Annotated in this window: 16 protein-coding genes; 3 read left to right on the top strand and 13 right to left on the bottom strand. The window is 61.0% G+C overall.

Annotation, left to right across the window (positions count from 1 at the left end; genetic code table 11):
* Window positions 1–215 precede the first annotated feature (215 nt).
* The 3 genes from RIF72_RS02365 (at window position 216) to RIF72_RS02355 (ending at window position 2709) form a co-directional block, all read left to right on the top strand.
* Window positions 216–1130 (top strand): diacylglycerol kinase family protein, encoded by a 915-nt coding sequence (locus RIF72_RS02365; RefSeq protein ID WP_309073259.1) that lies wholly within the window; start codon window positions 216–218, stop codon window positions 1128–1130.
* 114 nt (window positions 1131–1244) lie between these two features.
* Entirely contained in the window at window positions 1245–2483 is a 1239-nt protein-coding gene (locus tag RIF72_RS02360; protein ID WP_309073258.1) for a glycosyltransferase, read from the top strand.
* Window positions 2476–2709, top strand: a complete 234-nt coding sequence (locus RIF72_RS02355) for a hypothetical protein (RefSeq protein ID WP_309073257.1) — start codon at window positions 2476–2478, stop codon at window positions 2707–2709. Before RIF72_RS02360 ends, RIF72_RS02355 begins: the two co-directional genes overlap by 8 nt.
* Before the next feature lie 17 nt (window positions 2710–2726).
* On the opposite strand, the gene RIF72_RS02350 is transcribed toward RIF72_RS02355, so the two are convergent.
* From RIF72_RS02350 to RIF72_RS02290, 13 genes are all read right to left on the bottom strand, one after another.
* Window positions 2727–4982 (bottom strand): glycoside hydrolase family 3 C-terminal domain-containing protein, encoded by a 2256-nt coding sequence (locus RIF72_RS02350; protein ID WP_309073256.1) that lies wholly within the window; start codon window positions 4980–4982, stop codon window positions 2727–2729.
* Between the two features lie 406 nt (window positions 4983–5388).
* Complete coding sequence (locus RIF72_RS02345; RefSeq protein WP_309073255.1) at window positions 5389–6339, bottom strand: hypothetical protein; 951 nt, start codon at window positions 6337–6339, stop codon at window positions 5389–5391.
* Window positions 6326–6760 carry a sigma factor-like helix-turn-helix DNA-binding protein gene (locus RIF72_RS02340; RefSeq protein ID WP_309073254.1) on the bottom strand — a complete coding sequence of 145 codons (435 nt, stop codon included), beginning with the start codon at window positions 6758–6760 and terminating at the stop codon, window positions 6326–6328. Before RIF72_RS02340 ends, RIF72_RS02345 begins: the two co-directional genes overlap by 14 nt.
* Before the next feature lie 13 nt (window positions 6761–6773).
* Complete coding sequence (locus RIF72_RS02335; RefSeq protein WP_309073253.1) at window positions 6774–7715, bottom strand: hypothetical protein; 942 nt, start codon at window positions 7713–7715, stop codon at window positions 6774–6776.
* Window positions 7702–8238, bottom strand: a complete 537-nt coding sequence (locus RIF72_RS02330; RefSeq protein ID WP_309073252.1) for a sigma-70 family RNA polymerase sigma factor — start codon at window positions 8236–8238, stop codon at window positions 7702–7704. The genes RIF72_RS02335 and RIF72_RS02330 overlap by 14 nt, the downstream gene beginning before the upstream one ends.
* Before the next feature lie 1510 nt (window positions 8239–9748).
* Window positions 9749–9928, bottom strand: coding sequence for a hypothetical protein (locus RIF72_RS02325; protein WP_309073251.1), 180 nt, complete (start codon window positions 9926–9928; stop codon window positions 9749–9751).
* Between the two features lie 56 nt (window positions 9929–9984).
* Window positions 9985–10248 carry a DUF6221 family protein gene (locus RIF72_RS02320; RefSeq protein ID WP_309073250.1) on the bottom strand — a complete coding sequence of 88 codons (264 nt, stop codon included), beginning with the start codon at window positions 10246–10248 and terminating at the stop codon, window positions 9985–9987.
* Window positions 10245–10406: a hypothetical protein gene (locus tag RIF72_RS02315; RefSeq protein ID WP_309073249.1), complete on the bottom strand. Its 162-nt coding sequence runs from the start codon at window positions 10404–10406 to the stop codon at window positions 10245–10247. The genes RIF72_RS02320 and RIF72_RS02315 overlap by 4 nt, the downstream gene beginning before the upstream one ends.
* Window positions 10403–10564, bottom strand: a complete 162-nt coding sequence (locus RIF72_RS02310; RefSeq protein ID WP_309073248.1) for a hypothetical protein — start codon at window positions 10562–10564, stop codon at window positions 10403–10405. The genes RIF72_RS02315 and RIF72_RS02310 overlap by 4 nt, the downstream gene beginning before the upstream one ends.
* On the bottom strand, window positions 10561–10746 hold the full coding sequence (locus RIF72_RS02305; RefSeq protein WP_309073247.1) for a hypothetical protein: 186 nt from the start codon (window positions 10744–10746) through the stop codon (window positions 10561–10563). Before RIF72_RS02305 ends, RIF72_RS02310 begins: the two co-directional genes overlap by 4 nt.
* Window positions 10743–11072: a hypothetical protein gene (locus RIF72_RS02300; protein WP_309073246.1), complete on the bottom strand. Its 330-nt coding sequence runs from the start codon at window positions 11070–11072 to the stop codon at window positions 10743–10745. Before RIF72_RS02300 ends, RIF72_RS02305 begins: the two co-directional genes overlap by 4 nt.
* A gap of 141 nt (window positions 11073–11213) precedes the next feature.
* Window positions 11214–11525 (bottom strand): hypothetical protein, encoded by a 312-nt coding sequence (locus RIF72_RS02295; RefSeq protein ID WP_309073245.1) that lies wholly within the window; start codon window positions 11523–11525, stop codon window positions 11214–11216.
* Between the two features lie 91 nt (window positions 11526–11616).
* Window positions 11617–12080 (bottom strand): hypothetical protein (locus RIF72_RS02290; protein WP_309073244.1); only part of this gene is annotated, 464 nt, incomplete at its 5' end.

The following is a 12080-nucleotide window of genomic DNA, read 5'->3' as shown; positions in this document are numbered from 1 at the left end:
CAGTGACCTCCGTTCGGTTTGCCGTAAGGGTGCTGATCGGCAACCTGGCCGGCTTAGCGTGCTCAGCGGACGATCGCGTGAGCTGCAATGTTCCGCAGGCGCCGCTGGGGAATTGTCCACACTTCCTCCTTTGCCTAGGCTAGAAACCCATGTGCAGTACCGACACCGACACCAGTAGGAGCTATTCACCACCGATAAGCGGTTAGTAGCTGCAAGTGACTTTGGAGGGACACGAGGTGGTGACTGACGGCCTTGCACCACACTTTGACCGAGCGGTCCTGATCTTCAATCCGGCCAGACCCGGAATGGGAGCGCGGATCGAAGTCCTTGAGCAGGAACTGCTCGCCGCGCTGCCTGATATGAAAGTTCAGATACAGCCAACGGCTTTCGCGGGGCACGCCCGCGACCTTGCCCGTTCAGCGGCCAGTAAGGGATCTCCGCTCATCATTTCCGTCAGCGGCGACGGCGGATACAACGAGGTGGTCAACGGCGTCATGGACGTTTCAACTACGCGCGCAGTGTGTACGGTTCTACCCGCTGGCAACGCCAACGACCACTTCAGGAGCATGCCGGTACGGCAGCTGACGGAAGCTGTCCGTCATGGTTCGGTCCGTCGTATGGATCTGCTGCGCATCACCCTGAGTGGAGAAGGAGCGGATCAAATCCAGTACGCCCACTCCTATATAGGTTTCGGGCTGACCCCTTTGATGGCAATCGGAATTGAGAAGGGCGGGAAGGGCAAGATTCGTGAGCTCTTCTCCGTAACCAGAACATTGTCAGGCCTGGAGCCGTTTGAGCTTGAGCGGCCAGACGGAGCAACTGCACAGTTCGACAGTCTTGTCCTGGCTATCATCTCCCGCATGGCGAAATACGGAACGGTAAGCGAGAAGAACAATCCCAACGATGGTCAATTCGAAGTAGTGACATTGCCCCACTCCGGTCGCTGGCGGATGGCTTTGATGACGCTGCGAGCGGTGACTTTGGGCCTCGGACGACAGCCCAGCGTCAGCAGCTATTCCTTCACGACGCGAAACGCCATTCCTTGCCAGATCGATGGAGAAGTAGTTCACGTTCCGGCCAACACCCAGATTTTCGTGGAAAGCGCCAGACACGCCCTTACAACCATCTGACGCTACTGGCGGTACCACTGCCTGATCCCGGAAGAAAAACTGCTGGGCTCCGCGGCCCAGAAGTCCACAGCTACTCGCGCCCCCCACGGAAATGCAGCCTGCTAGCCTCTCCTCATGCGCACAACGTCGGCACGAACCAAGGCCACCGCCAGCGGAGAGCGCGTACTCATCCTGTCCGCAGGCGTGGGATCAGGGCATAACAGCGCTGCGGCGGCGGTGCAGCACGCATGTGACGCACGCGATGACATCGCCGAGGTGCAGGTGCTGGACGTGCTGCAGGTGAGCAGCGTTCTCTACCGCGCTCTCCTGGGTAAGGGTTACTTCGTCCTGGTGGAGGACTTGCCGTGGCTGGTCGAGTGGGGCTACGACATCAGCAACCCGCCGTTCCGGCGCCGTGGGCCCATAGATCCCTGGACGCGGGTGAACGCCAGTCCAGTTGTCAGTGCCATCAAGCGGTTCCGGCCCACCGCGATTGTATGCACGCATTTCCTCCCTGCACAGCTGTTGGCCTCACTGCTTCTTCGTGGCGTGGTCGATGCGAAAACAGCTGTGGTGACCACCGACTATGACTTCCAAGGCTTGTCGCTCACGGGCGCCTTCCACAAGATCTTTGTGGCCAGGGAAGAGGGCAAAGTGGAATTGATGGCGCTCGGCCTTCCTCCCGACCGTGTGGCTGCCACTGGAATCCCGATTAACAAGCAACTCAGTCCTGCGCCCGTACGCGATGCCAACAAGCCACCGATGCTGCTCATCTCGGCCGGCGCGACAGGTGGCGACTACGCAGTCTCGGTGGTGCGGCAGACGATGCATATGCGCTCGGCGTTCACGGCCACGGTTGTCTGCGGACACAATGATGCGCTGCGTCAGCGCATCGAGACGCTCGTCGCGTCGGCTGGTGACCGCTACACCGTGCTCGGATTCACGACCGACATGCCGGAGCTACTGCAACGGGCAGATTTGTTCGTGGGCAAGCCAGGCGGCCTGTCGGCGTCGGAGTGCATGGCTGCGGGGCTCCCCATGGTGCTTGTGAACCCGATCCCTGGTCAGGAAGTTCGCAACGGCGATTACCTCATGGAGCAGGGGGCAGCCGTCCGCTGCAACGCAGCGGCAACCATCGGCTGGAAAATCGATAAAGTGCTGCGCGAACCCGGCCGCTTACAGATGATGCAGGCGGCGGCGCAGAGAACAGGACGCCCCGATGCTGCGGCCGACGTACTAAGCGCTCTGCTGGGGTGGGCCATCCCGCCCGCTGGTGGTAACACGGGCAGCGCAAAGGACAATTCTTGCCGCCAGCGAGGAGCGCTTCGTCGCAACAGATCTCACGGGGCCTACCTCATTGGTCCGCTTGGTTGACCAAGATTCGGGCAGCACGGTTGCACTGCTGCAAGAGGAGGAGTTGGCGGACCTGCAAAAGCGGTACACGACGTCGGACGGAGACTTGGTCCTGCGCCACGGCCGAGCGTCGCTGCTTCTCCATTGGGAGGAACGCCGGTTGATCCGCGCCATGCTGCGGGGCGACCACGAACTGCCGGTCCGTGTCGAACGGCCCTTGGCGCCGTCCCGCGATCTTCCCGGGTAGTAGGCGCCGTCCGGACATCAAACCGGCTTGGCGTCTGAAATACCCTCCTGGTCCATCAGACCCTCCGTACATCGCAAGCGGCCGGCGTTCTCCCAGCTGTCCGGGCTGTGTTGGCTCGCTTGCAGGACCCACTCCCCCAAACGGGGAGACCAGCGCCGTGTGCTCGGATCGCGCTGCAGGGTGGGTCCCGCATCCAAAACGACCCTCACAGTGGTTTCTGCACCGGGTTGCAGGGTTACCTTCCGGAAGCCCAGGAGCTGAGCCACAGGTCTGCGGAGGGACACATTTGCGGCGTAGATTTGAACGACGGTGGAGCCCTTGCGGCCACCCTTGTTTGTTACGAGCACGTCCGCATGGCCGCCTGAGTCGTCGAACGTGTGGGCAATGAGTCGGTGCTCGATGGTGGTATAGCCCAGGCCGAATCCAAACGGGTACGCAGGCCTATGCCCCTCGCCGTCGAGCCTGCGCTGACCCCACTGGTCGTCATAGACAACGGCCTTTGCCGCGGAGTCGAAAAACGGTAGGTGCGCGGCGTCCGTTGGCAGCACGAAAGGCAGACGTCCGCCTGGCTCCTCATTACCGGTCAGCACGCTCGCCAGCGCGCGGCCGCCCTCCATACCGCCGTACCAGGCGAAGAGGAGCGCCGGCACGCGGTCCCGCCACGTTTCGGTGAGGATCGCGCTCCCGCTGATCAGCACGACGACGGTCCGGGGGTTCGCGGCGGCCACCGAACGGATGAGCCGTTCGTCCGAGGGGCGCAGGTTGAGCGAGCTGCGGTCGCCACCCCGGACGAAGCGGGAAGCCAGGTGTGCGAGTCCGATGAGCAACCGACGGAGAGGTCCTGAACCCAATTCCCGACCGAGCACACCCACGTCAACACCTCCGGTGACGACGGATTCGCCCTCGTCGTGTTGGTCCAGGCCGACGACGACGATGGCCGTCTCCGCCGCGGCTGCCAGCGCTGCTGCCCGCCGCTCATTCTTGCCGGTGGTAGAGGTGATCCGGACCCCGGGAAGCGCCTCCCGCAGGCCCTGAAGCGGCGAGACAGTGGAGGGGGGCCTTACGCGGGAGGAGCCATGATCGCCGAGGTTCGTCTGTGCCGCAAGTCGTCCGATCACGGTGAGATGCCGAGTAGCTGGAGCCAACGGCAGCACCGGCGCTGCACCGACGGCTTCATTCTTCAGCAGGACGATCGACTCCGTAGCGACCTCATGGGCAAGCGCACGGTGGGCCGGAGAGGCGATGACGGCGCGGGAAGGCACCGCCGAGTCCCGGGCCGCGGCGTGCAGCATACACGTGCGCAGAATGCGGCGTGCGGACTCCAGCACTGTGGCGCGGGCCAAGTCACCGTGGCGCAGCGCCGCCGGCAGCGCGCGGGCGCGCAGCAACCGGAGCGGCATCTCCACGTCCATTCCCGCCTCGAGGCTGCCCATCGCGTCGTGCGTCCCGAACACCCAGTCGCTCGTGACGAACCCGGAAAAGCCCCACTCGCGCCTCAAAATGTCCGTGAGCAGGGCTCGATTTACATCCATGTACTCGCCGCGCACACGGTTGTAGGCACTCATGACGGAGTCTGCACCGGCGTCAACGACCGCTTTGAAGTGCGGCAAGTAAACCTCGTGCAATGCGTGTTCGTCCACCGCCACGTCCACCTCAAAGCGCTCGTTCTCCATCGAGTTGAGCGCGAAGTGCTTCACGCACGCCATCGTGTTCACCCGGACACCTCGGGTTAGGGCCGATCCCATCCGGGCTGTGAGTACCGGATCCTCCCCGTAGCACTCCTGCGCCCGGCCCCATGCTGGGTGGCGAAGCAGGTTCACGCAGACCGAGGCCGAGTAGTTCGCTCCCCGCGCCCTGGTTTCCAGACCGATGGCGACCCCGACGCGTTCTTCCAGCGATGGATCCCAAGTCGCTGCCCGTGCAATTGTGACCGGGAAAGCCGTGCAGGCGCCGATCACTACGCCGCGGCCCCCGTCGCTGAACCGAATGCCTGGTATGCCGAGCCGCGGGACCGCCCCGGCCACGAACGGCAGCCTGTCCAGCAGGATCGGGATGAACGGGAGCACCAACCTGGGGGAGTCGCCGTCAAGCAGCCCGAGGATCTCCCCATCCGTCATCATGGTGATCAGCTGGTTCGCCGCTACGTCCGCGGTGAGCTCACCCGTTCGGACTGCCCGGACGGCATCGTCATAAACACTGCCCTGCGCCGTCGCCGTCTCCGATAAAGCCAGCTTTTGCGTTGGCACTGCCCGTCGTCCCGCAGTCATCTTCATGTACTAAAGTCTGCACCCTCTGAGTGCGCTCGCCCGCTGCCCATCCTTGCCTGGGTAAGCGTTCCACCGACAACCCCAGACACGACTGCAATGCCAGGCTGACGCCGCGGTGACATCAGAGGCCGTAACGACTGAAGTCTCAAGTTGCAGTAGCCCTGTACGAGCATTATCGTCCGGAACTTGTGCGCAACAGGGTCGACATCCGGGTCCGCCTCGACGGATCGATTGAAGTCGCGGGCTTCCTCGATTCCACCTCACTGAACGACCTCAGCGGACTGACCCGATCCAACCGGACGCATCGCAGGAACTGATGATCAGGCCCGTCGGGAAATTGGCGGCGGGGCTCTGGCCACGCAGTAGCTCATCATGATTTTGTTTCAGTGGCTGGCATGGATTGATGTACATGTCAGTTCGAAGGATGCCGGTTCACTGGTTGTTGCCAAAGTCGGGACTGGTCCACCGGGACCGAGATCCTTAGCGAGCTGATGACTCGTTCGAGGATGCTGAATTCCTGGGACCTCATGTACTGCTTCGCTTCCTCCACCGAAGAGAACATCCGTGCATAGCTGCTGTTGGGGGCAGCTTCAGCTTGTGCACGTCCCTCATGCCCTAAGACGGTGCCGAATCTGAGGATTGCTGTCGCTGAGGACTGCGGGCCCTCTCGGCATGCCTTGTTCGCCGACGTCCGCGACACGAGTCCAAAGAATCCCCTCGCTTGTAGCCCCGGCGAAAGCCCAAAGGCGGACGCTGCAGCCAATGCCGGGTCCAGTAGTTCCGCCCCGGTAGTCACATCTCTCTGCTGCAGTTGGAGCCCAGGGCCGGGCTGCAGGGGGCATGCGTGTGTTTCGGGCGTGGGCCCGAGGTAGAGGGGGGCCACAGGTAGAGCTGATTCGTCTGCGACGGTGGCGTGCAGTCCGGGAAAATCCGGGGAGGGGGCATGCCGTTCCACCGTCCAGGTGGCAGGAAGTTCAATCGTTGCCTCCACCGAGGCTGAAGAATCCGCCCACGGTATGAGCAGCGCCGCAGTGCGCCATTCCTGTACTCCGGTGACTTCAGCTGATGTCCTGTCAGGCGATAGGTCCTCGCCTGACTCACGGCTTGCTTGGACGGAGGCCAGCGTGGGAGCCGGAGCAAGCGTGGCCGATCCGGCCAGCACGCCTGCCACGAAGAGTGCGGCGGCTAAGATCGCGCGCGTGATCCCCCGCCATGGCAGTGTCTTCCGGGCCGTTGGGCCTGCGGGATTGAACCCGACGGTTTCTATTCCATCGTCTGCCGGTATCGCCGTGGGGTCAGCTGGGAACGTTGGTGGTTCTGTGTGTGGGGCGGCGTCAGCTATCTGTTGCTCAGTAGGGTTCATCAGGAGAGCTTTCGAGGTCGTTCCCAAGCCGCTTTGCTCGACGCTGAGCGTGCCGGTAGGCCTTGTGCAGAAGAACGCCGGCGCGTGCCATCGTGCAGTTCAGGAAATCGGCGAGTTCGCCCATGCTGAGGTGGTCCCAGTAGATCAATCGGAGCACTTCCCGTTCTTCCCGGGGTAGGCCAGCGACGATGCCTGCCATGGATTTCTGCCCGGCCAAGGCTTTGTCTCTGTCGGCGATGGCTGCCGCGGCCGTGCCTGCGGAGACCGCCAGGAGCGACCCGAAGGGCACATCTACACCTGCTTGTTCCTGACCGCTGGCCCATCGGAGCGAGTCCATGGCGAGGGTTTGGGCGTAGTCGGGGTCCCCTGTTCGACGAGCCAGGAACAGGCTGAGCCTTTGAAAATCAGCTTCGGAGCGCATGGCTGGTCTCTCCCTACGGCTGCACGATGCGAACGGACGTAAACATCCGTTTGTAGGTTCGGTATTGCTCCGTGGCCATGAATGCCCGCGCTTCCTCCAGGGATGCGAAGGTCGGGGTCAACGAAGTTGTTGCCGTCGACAGCCACCCGGGGGCCAACCCGTTGAACTGGTAGTGGTCCGAGACCGCAAGCATCGTCCCCTCCGGGGTGGAGTTGATGTGGTGGAACTCAGTGCACGAGTCCGACGTGGTCCCTGACGGCAGGGACGTAAATCCGAAGGAGGCTTTCAAGGTCGTCCCCTGAACGATGCGGTAGACGAATCGGGGTATCGCCGTGCCGGAAGCTGCCAATTGGACTGGGACATCGACGGGAACGCTGTCCAGCTCCACGTACTCCTCCGATGCGGCAACACAGGCTTGGGGATCGCGCTGGGGCAAAACCTTTCCGTAGTAGATCTGTGCAAGAACGTCCTCGCCTGGCCCATCCGGCAGGATTTTGGTGGAGAGGGAGTCGTAGCTTTCGTTGGGAACGTCGCTGCTGACCACGAAACCCGGGGCCACATCGATTTCTATTTGCGGGCCAGCCGTTCCACCTTCCTCGGTCGTTGGCATTCGGACAACCCTCCACTGGTCCGATCCGATAGCGGCACCGCTCGTCGTCGGGGAAGAGGTTCCCGCCGGTGGCGCGGGGGTTAACGGAGCCAGGACCTGGGTCAATACGACGGTGGCGATCACCAGCAGGGATGCCACCACGACGGCGATGGCCGCAGTCCAAGGCCTCCGGGAGCTTTTGCCCTGACGGATCCGGGCCGCCGCATCAACATAGTCCTGCCCGGCAGCATCCAGTCCAGGAGCGCCGTCGAGGGCTGCCCGCAACTCTGTATGCGCATCCAGCCGGGGGGCATTTGATGGACGTACGGGGTTGGCTGCTTCGAGCAGTTCGTCAATCCTGTCCATGGGAACGCCTACCTGTCTTGTCCGTCGGACGGCCTCTGAGCTCTGCGGGCATGGCTGCCTCGAACGCCCGCTTGGCACGGTGAAGTCGGACTCCAGCGGTGTTTTCCGTGCAGCCAGAGACCGCTGCGATCTCCGGAATGGAGAGCTTGTCCCAGAAATGAAGCATGAGAATCTCCCGGTCTTTGGCTCGAAGTTTGCCCAGCGTTTCCGCGACGGCGGCCTCCACGCTGCCTCCGGCGGGGGCAGCTTCAGAGCGAACCCCTTCAGCAAGTTTGAGAATCAGCTCGCGTCGGCGCCGCCTGCCCCGGTACTCGTTGCCAATGACATTTCGGGCGACGGTGAACAGCCACGCCGTTTCAGTCGTGTGCTCGTGCCTGGATTTCTGCCACGCGATTCGGAAAACATCCGCGGTGAGGTCTTTGGCTACCTCCAAATCACCGACGCGGCGGAGGACATAGTGCAAAACACGTTCGTAGTGGGCTGCGTGGAGAGATATGAACTCCGCTTCCCGCTGCAACAACATGACGCTGCCCCGATCACTGAATCATCGTAGAATGCCCTATAAACCCTCATGTTTCCGCCAATCCACGAATTCTTACAGCCAACGGACAGAAACTTGATCCTGTTCACAGCGGCGAATGCGTCTACAGCCCGTCGCACAACGGCTACAGTTTCCAGTACAACCGCCAGCTTCGCTATGGGCCTAGAGGGTAATCCTCCCTGCGCATACAACCTTTCTGAGCCTTGAATACTGCGGAGATCGCCTCCCAGACTCAGGGCAAGGATGCACTCCTCCCCTTCGGAGACAGCGCGGTCATGCCAGCGTTTTACACCCTTGTCGATCTCCCCTTCAAGTGCCACTGGAACAGAAGTACCATCAGCGACTCATCGGGGAGCCTTCGCGACCCCAAACGCGACTTCGTTCTATGGTCACTGCATCGCTCAGCAGAACCGTGACCGCCCCTTGCTGAGGGGAGAGGTCGCTGGCAGCGGTAAAGACAAACGGACTGATCTGCTCCGGAACTTGGTACTGAAAGAGGCAAGCCGCGGAGGCTTGAAGCGAGAATCGGCGAACTCGATGCAAACTTGAGTCCTGCTATCAGCTTGAACTCCACCTCAACCTGACGTCGTGTCATCGACGGAAACCGACCTCAGGTTAGGATCGGAAGCGCTCCGGAGGCACCGCTCGGAATAGTCATCCGCGTCCGATCTCACGTCTCTATTTCAAGTTTCGCGTCGGTGACACGGAGGAGACCAATTCGAATGCACCTCGTCCGACGCAGCCACTGAACTCTCATGCCGTAGACGTGTGGTTCGCTTGCGAATTGCGTCATGTCGCTATGGCCACTCACATGCGATGAGTAGATGAAGGCAGGAGGAGGGACATGGGAACGGCCGCAATCAATCAGAAGAAAGAAGATTTAAGTGTGGACACTGTTCACACCGACTTTGGCCTGACAAAGCACCGTCCAGCCAATTCTCTTCACTCCAGGAACGAGCCCAAGCTGGAATTTTTGACACAGGACTTCGAAGTCATGTTGCGCTCAGTCCCCTACCCATGAAGAGGTGTAGGCACACCACGACCTACCGGACGAACCAAGAGAGGAACACAGAGCTCCAGTCAACGCCAGCGGAGGGCCAACCAGCCAACCCCCTGAACCCGCTCCCCCACAATTGAACAGACTAACCGGCGGCCAGGCACAAGCCGGCACCACACATCAGAGACTCGTGTCAACGATTGTCAACACGTTGAAGCAAATACCCCCTCTGACGAGGGGGTATGCTGTGCCCGAGGTGGGACTCGAACCCACCGCCGATCCCCTACTTCTAGGGGTTTTTGGCTAGAATCCGGGGGCTATGATGTGTCCACAGTGTTCAACGTTTACTCAAAGCGTCATTTTTTGGTTACGCGGTCAACAGCCGTCAACAGGCGGTTTTGCACCCGACAACACTCGTTGACGCCGACAACCGCCCCCTTTGTTACGCGAAAGGCCCCCACCGTTTGGTGAGGGCCAGGATGTCCGCTTAGTGCGTCAGAGCATGTTTGCTTGCGGGTCTCGCATCAGGGGCGGCCTGGTGACCATGGCTTTGGCTGCCACGTCCGAGAGTTGCCTGACTTGCGCTGGCGGCACAACCCACATGCGGTTCTCTTGCAACGCTTCCGTGTTCACGTCTCGGTAGTCAGGGATGATGAGCCGTTGTGGTTGTGTCATGAACCTGACCCATAACCGTTCGGCTCGCGCGTGCTTACGTCGGATCGCAGCGTTCCTCATATCGCCCATTCCTGCTGGTAGTCCGGATGGTCAGAGTAAACGGACGCGAGTTGAATGTGTAGTTCCCATTCGTCCTCATAGAGTTCCATGAGTGCCCGTTTCGCCGCACACTCAGCAAGAACACGGGCCGGGGTGAATCGTGCCTGAGTGTCACAGTCGTACTGGATGCTCACAGTGCTGCGTTCCATTTCTGCCGAATCGCGTGCAGCGTCAACTTCATCGTCAGCAATCCGGGCTTCAAGGAACTCGGTTATGTTCATGTCTCGTTCCTTTCGCGTCCGTCGAGTGAGTGGTGGGTGATGAGCCAGCCGTTGGACCCGTCTTCACGGAACACTGCTTCCACATCGGGTCCGCACGGGCAGTCATGGTCCAAGTGTTCGATCAGGTCATTCACCGGCTCAACATGGTACGTGGTCATCGCTTGCCTCCGTTGTGGATGTACTTTGTTCCGACTTTGCGGAGTTTCATGTTGAGTAGGAATGCGAGGTTGCGGCGCGCTCGGGGGGTCCATTTCGGATCGACCGTGATTGCCGGGTGCTTAGCAGGCGTCCAGTCCACGAACTCGTACCGGCTCATCGGATGGCTCCTGTGAGGTAGAGGGTTCCGAGGCTGGCGTTTGCTGCGGCGAGCACTAGGAAAGACCAGCGAAAGGTGACTGTCACCGCGCTAGGAGTGACCAGTAGGGCATGCGCGGCCCGCAGAGCCTCGAACACCTGATACGCCCCGACTATCAGCCACAACACCACAAACGCGCTCATGCTGCGTCCTTGAAGTGGCGGCGAAGGTAAGCGATGGTCACAGTCTTATGCTCCTGCGACTCCCAAGAGTCAAGGTGCTTGAGTAGTTCACGGATCTGTCCTGGCGGAGTGTTGCCCGTCACCTTTGGTGACACCGAGGGTGCTTGCGCGGCGATGAACGGGGCAGCAGCGTTGAGTATTCCTGCGGCGTACAGGCGGTAGGTGGCCTGCTCAAGCGGGTCTAACGCCGCCCATGACTCGCACGAGCGCCGCCCTAACTCGCTATCCAACCAAGCACGCTTCGCCGCCGCTTCTACCGCTTCGTCACTAATCTCAGAAGGGGACATTTGTGTCGGGCCTCTCGTGCGCAGCTCGGAAACTGTCAAAGTCCAGCTTCGCGCTGGTCCAGTCACAACCTTGGCAAGCCCACCCGAAATCGCGGTTCACCAACCAGTGAGTCTCGGGCTTAGCCGCTTCTTCAGGGACGGTCATGCTGCGTGAACCGTTGGCTCGTGCAGCACGTAAGCAGGTAGGGTGATCTGCGTTGAACCGTAGAACCGACCGGCAGCCGCCCAAAGGTCGTCGCCGCAGTTCTGATATGCGATGGTGTCGCTTAGGAGGACAGTATCAACAGGCAAAGCCTCAACTTCCTTGCGCGTCGTGATGCGCCGTGGCTTACGGTAACCAGCAGCCAGAACAGCATCAGCAGTCCGGCCCGATGGATCCTGGAAGTTGTTATTCATCGTGTAGCCGATAATCTCAGTCAGCTCCTCGCGAGCTGCCCAGTCAGTGTCGCTCATCTGTATCCTCTGCTCATTGGGGGTTGTTACAGCAGAGTCTACCGCGAACCTACTTGATTTGTAAGTAGAAACCAGCAGAATCAAAGTAGGTTCAGGCGGCGATCATTTGGGGCCGGCGCAAACCAACAGGGTGGCCTGAGTAGCGGGCCTGGATTGCGGGGCACAAATGACACGCCATGCACCCCGCAACCCTCGCCTGCTCATCAGTCAGCGTGGCGGCGCGGTCCATAAGAACCTGCTTCGTCACACCAAGCTCACGCGCAATGCTTCCAAGGTTCTTGCCGTTCTTACAAACCCCCACAATCTTGTCCAACGGCAAGAGTCGTTTCGCGGTTTCATACCTGACAGCCATCTCCACAGCCTCAGACTGCAACGTCGAATGACCATACTCAATGTGGACCATCTCGTGAGCCACGGCGCAGTTCACGCCAATCTCATCCAGGCGATCATCCACCCAAATATCCACACCATCAGTCCGCGCAGGAACCCCGTCAGGCATCCGAACCCTGTACACCAAAGCCACTAGGCTGTCCCCCATTACCCTCGCGTCAGCCC

This window comes from Paenarthrobacter sp. (assembly GCF_031180005.1).
Classification (GTDB): domain Bacteria; phylum Actinomycetota; class Actinomycetes; order Actinomycetales; family Micrococcaceae; genus Arthrobacter.
The sequence above is the reverse complement of the archived record's forward strand: the minus strand, read 5'-3'. Positions and strand labels throughout refer to the sequence as shown.